Consider the following 16,291-nt stretch of genomic DNA (forward strand, 5'->3'; position numbering starts at 1 on the left):
GCAGGCGCAGGCAGATTCAAGCCGCGCCGGGCCCTGCGGCAGGATTAACGGTTAGTTTGTTTAACGACGCTGAGCGCGCTGGCCACCAGCCCGCCGACGTCGGCGACGTTGCTTGGCATGATAATGGTATTGTTTTCCTTGGCCAATTTGCCGAAGGCGGCGATGTATTGCTCGGCCACTTTCAGGTTGACCGCCTCCAGGCCGCCTTCGGTGCGGACGGCGCCGGCGATACGGTTGATCGCGTCGGCTGTGGCGTCCGCCACCAAGCGGATGGCCTCGGCTTCGCCCTTGGCCTGGTTGATGGCTGCCTGCTTGCCGCCTTCGGAGTTGTTGATGGTGGCCTGCATCTCGCCCTGGGATTTCTGGATGGCGGCCTCGCGCGCGCCGGTGGCGAGGTTGATCTGCTCCACTTTCAAACCTTCGGACTGGGCGATGCGGGCGCGCTTTTCTCGTTCGGCGGTGATCTGGGCCTGCATGGCGTGCAGGATGTCCTGCGGCGGCACCAGGTCCTTGATTTCATAACGCAGCACCTTGACGCCCCAGTTGATGGCGGCTTCGTCCAGCGAGGCCACCACGCTGCGGTTGATGTCGTCGCGCTCCTCGAAGGTCTTGTCCAGCTCCAGCTTGCCTATCACCGAGCGCAGCGTGGTCTGCGATAGCTGGGTGATGGCGACGATGTAGTTGCTGGTGCCGTAGGAGGCCAGCTTGGCGTCGGTCACCTGGAAGTACAGGATGCCGTCCACCTTGAGCTGGGTGTTGTCGCGGGTGATGCAGATCTGGCTGGGCACGTCCAGCGGGATTTCCTTCAGGCTGTGCTTGTAGGCGATGCGGTCGATGAAGGGCGTGATGATGTTGAGGCCGGGCGTCAGCGTGGCGTGGTAGCGGCCCAGCCGCTCCACGATGTAGGCGTGCTGCTGCGGCACCACGGCCAGCGATTTGAAGATGAAAACGACGACAGCCAGAAACAGAATCAGGGCAATTTCCATGGTGGGCTCTTATTCGGGTTGTTTTGACGCGATTTTGAACAGATTGCCTTGGCGGCCGGCGATGTAGGCGCTGTCGCCGGCTTGCAGGGCGGTGTCCAGCAGCTCGGCATCCCATTCCGCGCCGCGGTAGTGGATGCGGGCGCGGCCGGGCGCGGTCAGCGCCAGGATTTCCACCTGGCGGCCCCAGTCCGGATCATCCTGTTGCTGGGGAGGCTTTGCCATGCGCCGCCTGCGCTGGCGCACCAGCAGCACGCCGCCGATTCCGCTGAAACTGGCCAGCAGCCACTGCCAGGGTTCGGGCGCGCCCAGCCAGGCGGCGAGTCCGCCGCAGGCCATGGCCAGCGAGACCACCAGCAGATAGAAGGTGCCGGACATGAATTCGAGGATCAGCGCGACGAGCGCGCTGCCCAGCCAGAAGGTGAGCGCTTGCGACATGAAATTCCCGCGTTGACGGCATGACGGCTATTGTCCGGCCATTTGCCTGAAATGACAACGAGCTGCGTCTTGGCCGCAACCTGATCGGCGCGCGGGCTCAGACGTGGTCGCGGTCAGGCAGGTAGTGCGACAGATGGATGGCGTCTTCGCTCTCCAGCCAGCACTTCCTGATGAACAAGCACAGGCCGGCGACGATCAGCGCGGAAGACAGCAGCAGGGTTTTCATGGCTATGCTCCATGGTTTCCGCTTTCAGTCTAGACCGTCGCTGGGCGCTTCGCGCGCGGCGGCGTACAATGCCCGCCCGTTTCAGACCGCAGGATGCGAAAAATGTTCCAGCTCGAAGAAAAAGCCTGCGCCGAAGTGGACATCCGCAAGAGCCGTTTCATCGGCATCGTGCAGCCGGCAGCCAGCCGCGCGCAGGCGCTGGCTGCGCTGGCCGAGATCCGGCAGCGCTGGCCGGATGCCCGCCATTATTGCGCCGTGCTGCTGTGCGCCAGCGACTCCATGCTGGATGACGACGGCGAACCGTCGGGCACGGCGGCCAAGCCGATGTATAACGTATTGCAGCATCGCGAAATCGCCAATGTGCTGGCCGTGGTGGTGCGCTATTTCGGCGGCGTCAAGCTGGGTGCGGGCGGGCTGGTCAGGGCCTACACTCAAGCTGTCAACGCCGCGTTGGAGGAGGCCAGGCTGGTTCCGGTGCTCAGGCTGCGCCGCTTGCGGCTGGGCGTGGATTTCGCCGGCGAGGCGAGGCTGCGCAGGCTATGTCAGGAGAAGGGCGCGACTGTGGTGGAGCAGCGCTACGCGGACAAGGCCTGGCTGACGGTGGAAATGCCGGAGGCGGACCTCGCCGCGAGGCTGGCGGAACTGGTCGACGGCATGGCCGGCGCGCTGGAAACGGCGTCGGACGATTGAGCGGCAAGGTGAATCGGGAGGGCTGGCGGAATGACGCAGAAACAATACAGGCTGGTCACGCGCAGCGACTTCGATGGCTTGGTGTGCGCGGTATTGCTGAACGAGCTGGGCTTGATCCGGGAGGTGCAGTTCGCCCACCCCAAGGACATGCAGGACGGCAAGGTGGAGATCAGCGGCGACGACATCACCACCAATCTGCCCTATGTGGCCAAAGCCCACCTGGTGTTTGATCACCACTTGTCAGAGACGCTGCGCAACGCGACGGACGCCGACAACTACGTGATAGACCCGCGCGCGCCGTCGGCGGCCCGCGTGGTGTACAACCACTATGGCGGCAAGCAGACCTTTCCCGACATCAGCGACGAAATGATGGAGGCGGTGGACAAGGCGGACTCCGCCCAGTTCAGCATCGAGGAAATCTTGAACCCCAAGGGCTGGGTGCTGTTGAATTATCTGATGGACGCGCGCACTGGCCTAGGGCGCTTCCGCGAGTTCCGCGTTGGCAACTTCCAGCTGATGATGGACCTGATAGGCTACTGCCGGAACCATTCCATCGATGAAGTCCTCAGCCTGGCGGACGTGCAGGAGCGGGTGGGGCTGTACCGCGAGCATGAAACCGAGGCCAAGGCGCAGATTCTGCGCTGCGCCAGGGTGCACGGCAATGTGGTGGTGCTGAACCTGCAGCGCGAGGACATCATCCACCCGACCAACCGCTTCATGGTGTATGCCTTGTTCCCGGACTGCAATGTATCCATCCACGTGATGTGGGGATTGAACAAGCAAAACACTGTGTTCGCAGTGGGCAAATCCATCGTCAATCGCAGCTCGCACAGCAATATCGGGGCCTTGATGCTGCAGTATGGCGGCGGCGGCCATGAAGCTGCCGGCACCTGCCAGGTGCCGCACGATCAGGCCGACGACGTGCTGGACGAGCTGCTCGCCCGCATCCGCGGCCTGGGCTGAGTCGTTTACAGCGCGCGGATCAGCTGCAGCGCTTGATGCAGATCGCCGCACACCGCCAGCGCGGCGGCGCGGTCGTCGTCCGTGGGCTGCAGCAGATCCGGCACTAGGATGACGCGCGCGCCGGCGGCCACGCCGGCCTGCAGGCCCATGCGCGAATCCTCCAACACCAGGCAGCGCGCCGGATCGGCGCCAAGCTGGGAAGCCGCCGCCAGATAGACGTCCGGCGCGGGCTTGGCGCGGGCTACTTCGTCGCCGGCGACCGTGATTTCAAAAAACGCGCCCAGGCCGCTGCGGTCCAGCTTCAGATCGGCCTTGAGCCGCTGGGTGGATGTGGCCACCGCGCGCGGGATGCCGCTTGCCTCGGCCCAGCGCAGCATTTCCATGATGCCGGCCTTCAGCGGAATGGGTTCGTGGCGCAGGATGTGCTGGTAATGCTTGTCCGAACCGCGCTGCAGGCGGTCCGCCGCCTCCTCGTCGCCCAGATACTCCGCCACGTAGCGGATGCACCCTTGGAATGACATGCCTACCATGGCGTCCAGCATTGCTTCCTGGATGTCGATTCCCAGCTCGGCGCCGGCGCGGCGCCAGGTCTCGTTGGAAAGCCGTTCCGTGTCCAGCATCAGGCCGTCCATGTCGAACAGCAGGGCGTCGAAACTGCGTGGCATTGCAACTCCTCTTGGGGCGTATGGTCTGTCTACAGGCGATTGTGCGGCCAGATGGCGGGAGCTGTCGAGCTGGACTGTCATGAAAAGGCCGGGGCTGCCATGGCTCTGGTATAGTGGCCGCATGCGGCAAAGAGGGGAGGGTGATGTGCGGTCGGTATTGATAGCGAATCCCAAGGGAGGCAGCGGCAAGTCCACGCTGGCCACCAATCTGGCGGGCTATTTCGCGGCCAGCGGCAAGAAAGTGATGCTGGGCGATGTGGACAGGCAACAAACCGCCTTGCACTGGCTGGGACAGCGCGACGCGGGCTTGCCGTCCATCTCGGGCTGGGAAGTGGAGCCCAATGAACCCAAACGGCCTCCCAAGGGAACGGAAGTGGTGGTGCTGGACAGCGCTGCCGGGCTGCGCGGCAAGAAGCTCAGCGCCTTGTTGTCGCAAGTGGGGCATGTGATCGTGCCCATTCAGCCGTCGCCGTTCGACATGTGGGCCAGCGAGGACTTCTTCGAGCAGATGTTGGAGGAAAAAACCATACGCAAGAACAAGGCCTTCATGGCGGTGGTGGGCATGCGGGTGGACCCGCGCACCCGCTCTGCGCGCGAGTTGGAGCAGTTTCTGGCGCGGCATGACGTTCCGGTGCTGACTTGGCTGCGCGATACCCAGCTTTACGTGCAGGCGGCCGGCGCCGGCATGTCTTTGTTCGATTTGCAGGCCTCGCGCACGGCTCGGGACCGCGAAGCTTGGCAACCCATCTTGCGCTGGCTGGGCGAAGACCCGCAGGCCTGGTGCGACAAGTAAATTCCAGTTCGAAACTCTTGACTTGAAGAAATAATGAGCGTAGCTTGATTACGTAACTGCGTGCGAGCCAAAGACGGCGTCGCAGGGGTAGCTGCAAATGGGAGCCTATATGGCTCCCGTCTTTGTTTGGGGCCCCTGTTTTTTCGACTACCTCTTACGCTTTGGGAGCAACACGCATGATCCAGACCGAACTCAATTACGGCGACGTATACCTGGTGCCGAAGAAAACCATGGTGGACAGCCGCAAGGAGTGTGACACCTCCGTGCAATTCGGCCCGCGCCGCTTTGTCATGCCGGTGTATCCGTCCAATATGAAGTCCGTGGTGTCGGCCGAGACCTGCGAGTACTTCGCCCGCCAGGGCTGGTTCTACACCATGCACCGCTTCAACGTCGACGCGGTGGAATTCACCCGCGACATGCAGGCCAAGGGCCTGTTCGCCTCCATCAGCGTAGGCGTCAACGAAGACACCATCGAGCAGCTGGACGCGCTGAAGGCGGCCGGCCTCGAGCCAGAATACATGACGCTGGACGTCGCCAACGCCTGGTGCGTCAAGGCCGAGCGCATGATCAAGCACATCAAGAAACACTTCCCGAAAACCTTCCTGATCGGCGGCAATGTGGCCACCGCCGAAGCCGCGCGCGACCTGGAAGCCTGGGGCTGCGACGCGATCAAGGCCGGCATCGCCGGCGGCCGCGTCTGCATCACCAAGAACAAGACCGGCTTCCACCGTCCGATGATCTCCACCGTGCGCGACTGCGTCGGCGCGGTGAAGATTCCGGTGATCGCAGACGGCGGCATCGTCGAGCACGGCGACATCGCCAAGGCCCTGGTCTGCGGCGCCAAGATGGTGATGGCCGGCTCGCTGTTCGCCGGCTATGACGAGTCGGCCGGCGACATCGTGGAAATCAGCGGCAAGCACTACAAGGAGTACTTCGGCAGCGCCTCTCAGTTCAACAAGGGCGCCTACGTCAACGTCGAAGGCAAGAAGATCCTGGTCGAGTACAAGGGCAGCATCCCCAAGCTGCTGCGCGAACTGCAGGAAGACCTGCAGTCCTCCGTCAGCTATGCCGGCGGCAGCACGCTGTCCGCGCTGCGCGAAGTGGAGATGATCCAGGTTTACCGTTGATGGCGCGAGCGCGCGCTCCGGTCATGCCGGCGCCGCGCTCAAACTAGCCGGCAGATGCTGTAGCGGTAGCCGTATTCCAATCCATCGGGGTTGGAGATGGCCGGCAGGCTGGCGTCGAGCAGGGTTTCCGCATCGGCATAGCCGAAGGTTTCGCTCAGGGCGGCTTCGATATTGCTCTGAGCGGTCAGATAGGCGATGAGCTGTCGCCGGCTGAAGGTCACCGGCAGCGATCCTTGCCCCTGGCTTATCAGCTGGATGCCGGTTTCTTCCGCTTGCGGTTGGAAATTCGGCGCGGCGCGTTGCGGTGCGGGAAACTGCCGCGGATAGCTGTCGCGGAGCCAGTGATTGAAAGCCGGATCCGCGCGGTGGCCGGCCAGCCAGAAGTTGTAGATCAGCCATATCGCACCAGGTTGTGACGCCCGGCGCATTTCCCGCAGCGCCTCCGCCCGATCAAACCAGTGAAAGGCCATGCAAATGGTCAGAAGGTCGTATTGGCCCGTGGCCAGCGACGCCAAGTCGCCCACACAGACGTTCAAGCCTTTGCGTCTGGCTTGCTCCGCCATTTGCGGCGAGGCGTCTATGCCTTCCACTTCATTGGCCAGGGCGAGCAAGGGCAGGGTGGGGTGGCCTGTGCCGCAGGCGATATCCATGGCGCGACGATAGGGGCCGACGAGTCCGGCCTCCCGCAGCCAGTCCTGTATGATGGCGTGCATGGACGGGCGATGCTGATCGTAGCGGCTGGCGATGTCCAGATTGGCGAAGTGATTGTAGCTCATGCGCGTTGTCTGGCAGTTAGGCATGCTTAAATCATAATGCCAATGTCAAGTTTTGGTCAAATTACCTGCTATTTCGAATGCGTGGCTAAGCGCGTTAGCCCGCATGCGGCCCACATTCCTCTCACCATGCAGCTTCGCCGCATGGTTTTGCATCCTTCAGCCAGGCATCTTATTCGTGGCATCAGGCGGCCTGATTTGTCTTCTTGCCGCTTTGGCGCGTCTGATTTCTGACCATTAAAACGAGAGGCGGCAGCTATGATGAAGGGCGGATTTCACGGAGCCTGGCCGCCTCCGCTCGGGCTAGGCGTGTGGCCGCATCGTCGGGAGGGGTGGCATGGCTGGCAAATGGTTAGGTTGGGTATGCATTGGCTGGGGCATGGCGGCGTCGGCTTTGGGGGCTCCGCTGCAACTGGGCACGGATGAATGGCCGCCTTATGAAACTTTGAATGAGGCGCAGGCGCCGGGCTTCAGCGTCGAGGTGATTCGCCGCGTATTCGACGCTATGGGCATGCCGATGGAGATGCATCAGTACCCGTGGGCCAGAGCGCAGAGCATGGTGTATGCGGGGCAGAACGACGGCTTGTTCTCGGCCTTCCGCAACGCGGAGCGCGCCTCGCATTGTTATTACCCGGACGAGCCGTTGGCGGTGGACCGCTGGGTGCTGTTCGTGCGGCGCGATAATCTCAACCGCCTGTCTTTCCACTCCCTGGCGGATTTGAAGGGGCGGCTGGTCGGCGTGGTGCGCGGGGCAGCGATTACGCCCGAATTCTGGAGCTTGGTGAAGAGCCAGCGCAATTACGAGGAGTCGGTGGACGACGATACCAATTTCCGCCGCCTGCTGGCCGGCCGAGTGGATTACGTCGTCGCCAGCGAGGCTAACGGCGCGCGAGAACGTTTCCGCATCCCGGATGGCGAGCAAATAGCGGAGCTGCCCGGCGCGGTGCTGAAGGAGGACGCGATGTACCTGATCTTCAGCAAGCAGACGGTGAGTGCGCAGACGGTGGCGGCTTTTTCCAAAGCGCTGCGCCAGTTCAAGCAAACCGGCGAATACCGGGCCATCGTGCAGCGCTATTTCCCGGATATGGGCGGCGGGCCGGGCAAATAGAGCGGGATGGTTTGGCGGCGCTTAGACCGTTTCGGCCATCTGCGCCGCCCGGCATTTCAACCAGATGGCGCACTCCAGCTGCATGGCGACGGCGTCGTCCTGATTGCGGGTGGTCCACTTCACCTTCACCACGCCGAAACCGGGCTGGCTGCCGGAGCGGCGCTTCTCCAGCACTTCCACTTCCACTTGCAGCGTGTCGCCGGCGCGCGTCGGCTGCGGCCAGCGCATCTTGTCTATCTGCATGCCGATCAGGCCATTGGCGGCCTTGCCCAGCTCAGACTCGGCCACTAGCCGCATGGTCAGGCTGCTGGTGTGCCAGCCGCTGGCGGCAAGGCCGTTGAAGAAGGTCTGCTTTGCCGCCTCCGGGTCCGTATGGAACGGTTGCGGATCGAACTGGCGGGCGAAGGCGATGATTTCGTCCTCGGGCAGGGTGTAGCTGGCGCTGAAAAAGCGCTGGCCGAGCTGCAGGTCTTCAAAGTAGAGCATGGTTCAACTTACGTTAACGTAATCTCGGCAGCCAGCATAGCGCGTGTCCGCGATCTGGTCAAAGACTGGATTGTTCTGGTTCGAAAACATAAATCCGGTCTACGGACGGCTCGCCGTGCAGCTCCGCCGCTTCCTCGCGCAGCGGTCGGAAGCCATTTTTGAGCAACACGCGCTGAGAGGCGGGGTGGAGGCTGTCCACGGCGGCCAGCACGGGGCCATGTTCCCGCCAGGGCCGCAAGGCCTGCGCCAGCCAGCCCAGCGCCTCGCTGGCCAGACCCCGGCCCCAGTGGGCTGGCGCCAGCTTGTAACCGAGCCACTGGCTGCCGTCGGCGAAGCGGGTGGCCTGCAAGGTGCCTATGGCTTCGCCGCCGTCCTTGAGGCGCAGCGCCCAGTTCAGCCAGATTTCGCCGCTTTCGGCCGGCGCGCCGCCGGCGAACTCGCGGTATTCGGCGCGCATGGATGCCAATGAGGGATGCGGCCGTTCCGGGATGAAGCGGGACAGCGCAGCGGCTTGAAAGGCGTCGAACAGTTCGTCCGCGTGGGCCTCGCGCAGCGCTTCGATGCGCAGGCGGGCGGTTTCTCCAGCCTGGGGGTTCATGCGTTAGCCTCCAGCGCCGATGCGATGGCGGCGGCGAATCCGGCTGGATTATCCCAGGCTAGGGAATGGCCGGCATTGGCGACGATGCGGGTAGCGATGCCGTGGCGCGGCAGCCATGCCGTATCCGGGTCGGGCAGGGAGCGTTCGCCGAAGATGATGCAACGCGGCATGCTCAGCGCCAGCAATTGCTTGCGCCAGCTGACCGGGCTGCCTGCTATCAGCCCCTTCGCCGCGCGGTGCACGGCCAGGGGAGAGGCGGCGGCCATGCTGCCGGCCCAACCGGGGTTGTCGGGGCCTAAAGCTCGTATGATGGCCGGTGGCGACGTAGTCTTGTTCGCTCCAGCTCGCCAGTGAGCGGCTATAAGTCCCGCCACCGCTATCCAGATTCGGTCCGGCCGAGACCAAATTCCGGATGCGAGCCGGCATCAAGGTGGCCAGTTCGATGGCGATGCTGCCGCCCATGCTGTGGGCGAATAGATCGAATTCGAGCAAATCCAGATGTTCGATCCATTGCGCGAGCGCGCGGGCCTGAGCGCCGGGGGTGTAGCTGAAATCCTCCGGTTTGTCGCTGAAGCCGAAGCCCAGCAAGTCGACCAACAGCGCGCGGCGGCCTGCCAGGCCAGGCTCGGCCAAAAGTCGCGGGTAGTCGAAGGATGAAGCGCAGCCCAGGCCGTGCAGCATGATGAGCGGCGCGCCGTGGCCGGGAAGGTCGTGATAGCGCAGATGGACGTCGAGATCGGGAAGCTTCAGGGATCGCATGCGTTTAAACCATGAGTTTTCGATACGTGCGGCGGGACTGGCCGCAATGGTGGATCAGTGTGATGTTGTCGGCATCGCGGCGGAAGGATAGTTGTTCGGGAACCCTGTCCGCGATGGCCTCGCAAGCATCCGACGTTGAGCTGACGGCCAGCAGCGGGCATGAGCAAGCGACGCCGTAGCGCCGGCGCATGCGGGCCACGCCGTCGCGGATGGACAGTTCTCCGCCCTCCGCGTCCAGATAGTCGCCATCCGTCCATGCCGGCAGCGTCAGTTCTGGGGCAGGCAGGCCCGGCGCGGCGCATTCCTGTCCATCCAGCAAGCCCGCCATGGTTTCCGCCAATGCCCAGGCGTCGGTTTGCGCCAGATTGCTGAGCACGATCACGCAGCGGTCCTGCGCCGGTTCGGCGTATAGCGCGGCGATGAAGCCGTTGACGTCGCCGATATGGGAGATCAGCGGACCTTGCGGGCCATGTTCGCGGTGCCAGCCGGCGGCGAAGTCGTCCGCGCCGTCCTCCGTGGCGAACATCCAGTCGCGGCTGGCCGGGCTGAGCGCGTCGCCGCGCCACGCGGCGCGCCACCAGCGCAGCAGGCCGGGCGCGGCGGCGCTCAGGCTGTAAGCGCCGTAGCCGTTGCTGATGTCCAGAGGTTCGGCCTCTGTCCACGCGCTATCCAGCCAGTAACCGCGCGCGGCGTCTGCCGCAGGCGACGCCATTTCGTCTTGTATCGAGCTCAAACCCAATGAATCGAGCATCTGGCGCAGCTGGACGGCAAAGGGCTGGCCGCCGACGGTTTCAGCTAGCCGCGCCAGCAGGGCGTAGCCAGTGTTGCTGTAGGCGCAATCGCTGCCGGGCGCGAACAGCAGCGGCCTGGCCAGCATATCGTTCAGCAATTGGTCCGGCGTCCAGCGGCGGCGCATGCGGTCCGGCCAGTAGTCGGGCAGGGCGGTGTGGTTGGCGAGGCCGGAGCGATGGCGCAGCAACTGGCCGGCGGTGATCTCGGCCGGCAGGTCCAGTTGCGGCAGCAAGGGGCGCAAGGGCTGTTCCAATGCCAGGCGGCCTTGGTCGACCAGCTGCAGGATCAGGGCCGCGGTAAAGCTCTTGCTGAGCGAGCCTATGCGCAGCGGCGTATCCGGCGTCATGGCGCGGCCGCTGGAAACATCGGCCAGGCCGTAAGCGCGCAGCCATTGGCGCTGGCCCTCGGCGGCAAGGATGACGCCGCTGAAGTTGCCGGCGGCGCTTAGTTGTTCCAGATAGGGCGTCAGCAAGTCCATGAGGGGGCGCCTAGTTAGTCAGGGCGTACAGGGCGGTGTTGCGCAGGCTGCCGTCCGGCGCGATGCGCTCTTGGCGCATGATGCCTTCCAGCGTGAAGCCGGCACGCTCCGCCACGCGGCGGCTGGCCACGTTTAGTTCGTCGGACAAGCAGGCGATGCGGCGCAGGCCCAGCTCCTGCCGCGCGAAGGCGCAGATGGCGCGCGCGGCTTCGCTGATCAGGCCTTGTCCCTGCCAGTCATGGTGGACCCAGAAGCCGATTTCCGCCCGCCGGTTTTTCCAGCTGATGGCATGCAGCCCGCTGGCGCCGACGAAGTGGCTGCCGTCCTTCAGGAATAGCAGCATGGTCAGGGTTTTGCGGGCCAGGTAATCGACGCGGCTCTGGCGGCAGAAGGTTTCCGAGATATCGACTGATGGTTCTTCCAGCGCCCAGGGCATGGAGGCCGGGAAGGCCCGCAGCGCTTCCAGCGAAGCGCAGACCGCGGAATATACGATGGGGCCGTCGCCCGGTTGCGGGCTGCGCAGAATCAGGCGCTCGCTTTCGATCTGATCCGGGATGTCGCGCAGAATATCGTCCATTTCATGCTCCTTGCATTGTTCGATGCAATGGTAACGTTTGGCATGAAATATTCAAATGGGAAATCTTAGACGCGCAGCGCGTCTATCAGCTTCGCCTCCAGCGCCAGCGAGTTCTTGTCGTCCTTGAGTCCCGGGCCGGAAATCAGGAAGGAGTCTTCGGCGCGGCTGCCCAGCGTCATGATCTTGGCGGACTGCACGTTGAGGCGGTAATCGGCCAGCACCTTGGCGATGCGGGCCAGGAGGCCGGGGCGGTCGCCGGCGACGATGGACAGGATGAAGTAATTGTCCTTGTCGTCCGGACGGATGGAGACCTGGGGCGTGATGGGGAAATGCTTCAGATGGCGGCTGATCCGTCCCTGCGGCGGCAATTGTAGTGGTTTGTCCTCCGCCAGCGCGGCGGCCAGTTCGAATTCGATGAAGTTGATCATGTCGCGGTAATCGCCGTCATGATGCTCCGGCACGAACACATGGAAGGTGTCCAGTGCGTAGCCATGGCGCGTGGTGTAGACCTTGGCGTCGGCAATGCTGTAATTGGTGCGGCCGAAGAAGGCGCAGGCGCGGGCGAACAGCTCCGGCCGGTCCGGTGAGTAAACCAGCACCTGGATGCCGTCATGGTCGTCGGCCAGCCGGGCTTTGACCTGCGGGACGTCCGGCGACAGCTGGCGGTTCAGCGCGCGGGCGTGCCAGGCGATTTCCTTGGCCTCGTGGCGCAGGAAATAGACGGTGTCCAGCTGGGCCCACAATCCGGCCTCCACGCCATCCGGGATGGCGTGCAGTCTGAGCAGGGCGCGCGCCTGCTTCTTGCGCGCCTCCAGCTCGGAGGCGACGTCGATTTCGCCGCCGCGCGCCAGCACGCGCAGCGTGGCGTGGTACAGATCCTCCAGCAGCTTGGCTTTCCAGGTGTTCCACACCTTGGGGCTGGTGCCGCGGATGTCGGCTACGGTCAGCAGGTACAGCGCGGCCAGCCGGCGCGGAGTCTGCGCGAGCTCGGCGAAGCGCTGCACGGTTTCCGGGTCGTAGATGTCCTGTTTCTGCGCGATGCTGGACATGGTCAGGTGGTGCTGCACCAGCCAGACGATCAACTCGCAGTCTTCTTCGCACAAGCCGTGGCTGCGGCAGAAGGCCTCGGCGTCGGCCATGCCCAGCTGCGAGTGGTCGCCGCCGCGGCCTTTGGCGATGTCGTGGAACAGGCCGGCCAGGTACAGCGCCTCCGGCCGTTCAAAATCATTGATCAGCCGGGACAGGAAGGGGTACTCGTGGTTGTAGGCGCTGATGGCGAAGCGGCGCAGATTGCGCACCACCATCAGGATGTGCTCGTCCACGGTGTAGACGTGGAACAGGTCATGTTGCATCTGGCCTATGATCTGGCCGAAATTGGGCAGGTATTGGCCCAGGATGCCGTACAGATTCATGCGCCTGAGCGTGCGGGTGAGGCCGGATGGCTCGCGGAACAGCTGCAGGAAGGTTGCGCGGTTGCGCGGGTCCTGGCGGAAGCGTCCGTTGATCAGGCTGCGGGCGTGCCACAGCGCGCGCAGCATGCGCGGCGCGAAGCCGGACAGCTCGGGGTGGCGCTGCAGCGTCAGGAAGGCTTCCAGGACGGCGTGCGGGTGGCGGTCGAAGACGTGGACTTCGCGTATGCCCAGCATGCCGTTCACAGCGTGAAAATGCTCGTTGATGTGTTGGGTGACCCGCGGCACCTGGCAGTAGATGCGGCCGCGCAGATTGGGCAGCAGGATGCCGTTGAGCTGATTCACGGTCTTGGCCGCGCGGAAGTACAGCTGCATCAGCTGTTCGCTGGCGCGCTTGGCCGGCGTGTCGGCCAGACCCCAGGCCTGGGCCATTTGCTGCTGCAGGTCGAAGATCAACCTGTCTTCGCGGCGGCGGGCCAAGAGGTGCAGATCGATGCGCAGTTTTTGCAGCTCGTCTTCGCTGTGCTTGATCAGCCGCGCCTCGGCCAGGGTCAAGATTCCGCGCCGCACCAGCGCGTCCCAGTTTTCGCCCAGGCCGGCGGCTTTGCTGATCCACAAAATGGTGTGCAGATCGCGCAGGCCGCCCGGGCTTTCCTTCAGATTGGGCTCCAGATTGTTGCTGACGCCGAAGTGCTTGGTGTGGCGCTGCTGCTGCTCGCGGGTTTTGCCTTCGAAAAAGGCCAGCGGGTCGCGTTGAGCTTCCAGCTGCTGGATCAACTGCAGCCACGGCGCCAGCGGGCCAGCCACCAGGCGGTTTTCCAGCAGATTGGTTTCTATGGTGATGTCGGCGCGGGCTTCGCTCAGGCATTCGGCCACCGTGCGCACGCTGTGGCCGATTTCCAGGCCGATGTCCCACAGCAGGCCGATGAAGCCGGCCACTTTTTCGTTCAGCGCGGCCGGCGTCGGGTCCGGCAGCAGGATCAGGATGTCGATGTCCGATCCCGGAAACAGCTGGCCCCTGCCATAGCCGCCCACCGCCGCCAGGCTGGCCTCGCCGTCCAGGCTCTGTTCGCGCCACAGCGCGGCCAGCACTTCGTCCACCGCGCGGCTGTAGTGCCGCAGGTAGGATGAGGCGTCGCGCGTTTCGCGATAGCGTTCTGCCAGTTGTTGTCGCTTGCCGGCCAGCGTCTGCCGCCAGTGTTGCAGGGGTGTGGCCGCGAGCGTCATGTCAGCGTCTTTCTTGTTTGGCGATGATGGCGATGCCGCCCAGGAAGAAGAGCAGGGTGGGCAGGGTGGCCGACAGGATGGCGTTCCACTCGTACAAGAGGCCCAGGTGGCCGAACAGGCGGTTCACGAAGTGGAAGGTCACGCCCAGGCAGATGCCGGCGAACAGCTTGATGCCGAGCTGGCCGTGGCGGCGTTGCTGCGGCGTGAAGGCCAGCGCCACCAGGGCCATCGAAATGCAGGCCAGCGGGTAGAACAGCTTGCTCCACAGCGCGATCTCATAACGCTGGGTTTGCTGCTTGTTCTTCTTCAGGTGCTCGATATAGGTCAGCAGATTCAGCGCCGACATCTGTTCCGGCACCACCAGCAGCACGGACAGGATGGCCGGCTCTACGATGGATTTCCAGCGCAGGGTAGGATAGAAGGCGCTGGCGGTGCGGTCGGTGCCCAGCACGGTTTCCTTGACGTTTTCCAGCTGCCAGCTGTGATCCTGCTTGGAGAAAGTGCCGCGTTCCGCCAGGCGGGTGCGCGTGAGCCGGAAGTCCTGGTCGTAGGTGTAGATGCGCACGCCGAGCAGGGTATTGTCCGGCAGCATTTCGCGCACATTGATGAAGTTCTGGTTGTCCTTCACCCAGGTGCCGGAACGAAACTCGCGGGCGATGATGGAGTGGGTGGCGGTCAGCTTGCCGCGCTCCGCCTCCTGCATGGACCAGGGGGCGACGAATTCGCCCAGCACGATGGTCAGCACGGCGAAGCCCAGGCCGAATTTCAGCAGCGTGGCGGCGATCTGCTGCAGCGTGACGCCGGAGGTGCGGATCACCGTGTACTCGCTGGAACTGGCCAGCTGAGTCATCGCCACCATGCCGCCTATCAGCACGGCCAGCGGCAGCAGCTCATAGGCGTGGCCAGGCGCCAGCAGCGCGACATAAGTGGCCATGGCGGCGGCGTTGTAATTGCCGGTGCCGAGGGCGGGCACCTCGCCCAGCAGGTCGAAAAAGCCATAGAGGCCGAGCAGCGCCAGCAGCGTGAACAGCGTGGACTGGGTCAGCGTGCTGATGATGTAGCGGTGGATCAGTTTCATCGGGGGTTTCGAATCAGTTTTTGCCGAACATCTGGGCCAGCGATTGGCTGAACGGAATTTGCGGGCGGTTGCGATGCTTGAGCAGCGCCATCGTTAGCAGCAGCATCAGCGCATGCACCAGCGCGATGGACCAGAAGCCGGTTTTGCCTTGGGAAATCCAGTTGCGGGCGACGGTCAGCCCGTTTTGGTAGACGAAGAAGGCCAGCAACGCGAACAGCAGATTGTAGGTGTGGCCGCTGCGCGGATTGTAGTAGGACAGCGGCAGCGCCAGCAAAGCCAGCACGATGCAGCTAAGCGGCATGGACAGCCGCCAGGCCAGCTCGGCCTTGTAGTCGGGGTTGCCGCTGCCCAGCAACATGCGGGTGGGAATGGATTGGCGGTTGCCGGCTGGGCCTGTGCTGGACTGGCTTTCTCCTATGCTGGCCGTGTAGCGCTTGAATTCGCCTATCTGGTAATCGGCCTTGCCCGGATCGCCGACATAGCGCTTGCCGTCTTCCAGCACCAATACGCGCTCGCCATCCTTGCGCGTGGTGATGTAGCCGCGTTTGGCGAAAATCGTGCTGACTTTGCCATCTGTCATGTCTTGCATGAAGATATTGGCGGCCGCGCCGCTCAGGCCGGAATAGCTTTCAATGAAGTAAACCTTGGTCGAGGAAGAGGACTCTTTGAATACGCCAGGGGAAATCGCGGAAATCTCCTCGCGGCGCTTGATGATTTCGGCGTAGTCCTGGCTGCGCTGATCGGCCCAGGGGCCGACGAACAGGGTGACGCCCGCCACCAGGGTGGCCAGCGGCAGGGTGAAGCGCATGATGGGCCATATCCAGTCGCGCAGCGACAGGCCGGCGGACAGCCAGACCACCATTTCATGGTCGCGCCAGGCGCGGGTCAGCACCACCAGCACGCTGACGAACACGGTCAGGATCATCAGCACCGGGAAGAAGCCCAGCGTCCAGAAGCCTATCAGCGCGGTGATGGCCTCGTTGGCGATCTGGCCTTCGGCGGCGCGGCCCAGCATATTGATGGCCTGAGTGGAGACAATGATGGCCAGCAACACGACGAAGACGCCCAGGGCGGTTAAAGTCAACTCGCGAGTCAGGCTTTTTTGAAAAACCATTTATTCA

18 protein-coding genes are annotated in these 16,291 nt (G+C 63.8%); 5 read left to right on the forward strand and 13 right to left on the reverse strand.

The genetic code is table 11. The features are described from left to right. Nucleotides 1-44: 44 nt before the first annotated feature. From C2I19_RS03605 to C2I19_RS22715, 3 genes are all read right to left on the reverse strand, one after another. Nucleotides 45-986, reverse strand: a complete 942-nt coding sequence (locus tag C2I19_RS03605) for an SPFH domain-containing protein (RefSeq protein ID WP_103901348.1) — start codon at nucleotides 984-986, stop codon at nucleotides 45-47. A 9-nt stretch (nucleotides 987-995) separates the two neighbouring features. Continuing rightward, nucleotides 996-1,421 carry an NfeD family protein gene (locus C2I19_RS03610; RefSeq protein ID WP_103901349.1) on the reverse strand — a complete coding sequence of 142 codons (426 nt, stop codon included), beginning with the start codon at nucleotides 1,419-1,421 and terminating at the stop codon, nucleotides 996-998. Between the two features lie 97 nt (nucleotides 1,422-1,518). Beyond that, the gene (locus C2I19_RS22715) at nucleotides 1,519-1,647 is read right to left on the reverse strand and encodes a hypothetical protein (protein ID WP_255410691.1); all 129 of its coding nucleotides are present in this window, start codon (nucleotides 1,645-1,647) and stop codon (nucleotides 1,519-1,521) included. 102 nt (nucleotides 1,648-1,749) lie between these two features. Here C2I19_RS22715 and C2I19_RS03615 point away from each other — a divergent pair, with 102 nt between their 5' ends. Continuing rightward, on the forward strand, nucleotides 1,750-2,337 hold the full coding sequence (locus C2I19_RS03615; RefSeq protein ID WP_103901350.1) for an IMPACT family protein: 588 nt from the start codon (nucleotides 1,750-1,752) through the stop codon (nucleotides 2,335-2,337). Between the two features lie 30 nt (nucleotides 2,338-2,367). Continuing rightward, nucleotides 2,368-3,300, forward strand: coding sequence for an exopolyphosphatase (locus tag C2I19_RS03620; RefSeq protein WP_103901351.1), 933 nt, complete (start codon nucleotides 2,368-2,370; stop codon nucleotides 3,298-3,300). A 5-nt stretch (nucleotides 3,301-3,305) separates the two neighbouring features. On the opposite strand, the gene C2I19_RS03625 is transcribed toward C2I19_RS03620, so the two are convergent. Continuing rightward, nucleotides 3,306-3,965: an HAD family hydrolase gene (locus C2I19_RS03625; protein WP_103901352.1), complete on the reverse strand. Its 660-nt coding sequence runs from the start codon at nucleotides 3,963-3,965 to the stop codon at nucleotides 3,306-3,308. A gap of 145 nt (nucleotides 3,966-4,110) precedes the next feature. On the opposite strand from C2I19_RS03625, the gene C2I19_RS03630 reads away from it, so the two are divergent. Both C2I19_RS03630 and C2I19_RS03635 read left to right on the forward strand, forming a co-directional pair. Then, nucleotides 4,111-4,758, forward strand: coding sequence for a nucleotide-binding protein (locus C2I19_RS03630; RefSeq protein ID WP_233201097.1), 648 nt, complete (start codon nucleotides 4,111-4,113; stop codon nucleotides 4,756-4,758). Nucleotides 4,759-4,934: 176 nt separating this feature from the next. Continuing rightward, the gene (locus tag C2I19_RS03635) at nucleotides 4,935-5,885 is read left to right on the forward strand and encodes a GMP reductase (RefSeq protein ID WP_103901354.1); all 951 of its coding nucleotides are present in this window, start codon (nucleotides 4,935-4,937) and stop codon (nucleotides 5,883-5,885) included. A gap of 38 nt (nucleotides 5,886-5,923) precedes the next feature. Here the strand turns inward: C2I19_RS03635 and C2I19_RS03640 are convergent, their stop codons facing one another. Then, complete coding sequence (locus C2I19_RS03640) at nucleotides 5,924-6,661, reverse strand: class I SAM-dependent methyltransferase (protein ID WP_158253630.1); 738 nt, start codon at nucleotides 6,659-6,661, stop codon at nucleotides 5,924-5,926. A gap of 334 nt (nucleotides 6,662-6,995) precedes the next feature. On the opposite strand from C2I19_RS03640, the gene C2I19_RS03645 reads away from it, so the two are divergent. Then, nucleotides 6,996-7,766, forward strand: a complete 771-nt coding sequence (locus tag C2I19_RS03645) for a substrate-binding periplasmic protein (RefSeq protein WP_103901356.1) — start codon at nucleotides 6,996-6,998, stop codon at nucleotides 7,764-7,766. A 21-nt stretch (nucleotides 7,767-7,787) separates the two neighbouring features. Here C2I19_RS03645 and C2I19_RS03650 read toward each other — a convergent pair whose 3' ends face one another. The 8 genes from C2I19_RS03650 to lptF form a co-directional block, all read right to left on the reverse strand. After that, nucleotides 7,788-8,252, reverse strand: a complete 465-nt coding sequence (locus tag C2I19_RS03650) for a MaoC family dehydratase (RefSeq protein WP_103901357.1) — start codon at nucleotides 8,250-8,252, stop codon at nucleotides 7,788-7,790. A 58-nt stretch (nucleotides 8,253-8,310) separates the two neighbouring features. Beyond that, on the reverse strand, nucleotides 8,311-8,850 hold the full coding sequence (locus C2I19_RS03655) for a GNAT family N-acetyltransferase (protein ID WP_103901358.1): 540 nt from the start codon (nucleotides 8,848-8,850) through the stop codon (nucleotides 8,311-8,313). Nucleotides 8,851-8,898: 48 nt separating this feature from the next. Then, nucleotides 8,899-9,609: an alpha/beta fold hydrolase gene (locus C2I19_RS03660; RefSeq protein WP_199181064.1), complete on the reverse strand. Its 711-nt coding sequence runs from the start codon at nucleotides 9,607-9,609 to the stop codon at nucleotides 8,899-8,901. A gap of 4 nt (nucleotides 9,610-9,613) precedes the next feature. Next, nucleotides 9,614-10,879, reverse strand: coding sequence for a serine hydrolase domain-containing protein (locus tag C2I19_RS03665; RefSeq protein ID WP_103901359.1), 1,266 nt, complete (start codon nucleotides 10,877-10,879; stop codon nucleotides 9,614-9,616). Between the two features lie 10 nt (nucleotides 10,880-10,889). Continuing rightward, complete coding sequence (locus C2I19_RS03670) at nucleotides 10,890-11,456, reverse strand: GNAT family N-acetyltransferase (protein WP_103901360.1); 567 nt, start codon at nucleotides 11,454-11,456, stop codon at nucleotides 10,890-10,892. A gap of 65 nt (nucleotides 11,457-11,521) precedes the next feature. Then, nucleotides 11,522-14,092 carry a [protein-PII] uridylyltransferase gene (locus C2I19_RS03675; RefSeq protein ID WP_103901361.1) on the reverse strand — a complete coding sequence of 857 codons (2,571 nt, stop codon included), beginning with the start codon at nucleotides 14,090-14,092 and terminating at the stop codon, nucleotides 11,522-11,524. Between the two features lies 1 nt (nucleotide 14,093). Further along, a complete protein-coding gene (gene lptG, locus C2I19_RS03680; protein WP_103901362.1) occupies nucleotides 14,094-15,170 on the reverse strand; it encodes an LPS export ABC transporter permease LptG in 1,077 nt (358 codons plus the stop codon). Nucleotides 15,171-15,183: 13 nt separating this feature from the next. Further along, entirely contained in the window at nucleotides 15,184-16,284 is a 1,101-nt protein-coding gene (lptF, locus tag C2I19_RS03685; RefSeq protein WP_103901363.1) for an LPS export ABC transporter permease LptF, read from the reverse strand. Nucleotides 16,285-16,291: the final 7 nt, after the last annotated feature.

Origin of the sequence: Chromobacterium alticapitis, assembly GCF_002924365.1 — a bacterium.
In the GTDB taxonomy this organism is placed as follows: domain Bacteria; phylum Pseudomonadota; class Gammaproteobacteria; order Burkholderiales; family Chromobacteriaceae; genus Chromobacterium; species Chromobacterium alticapitis.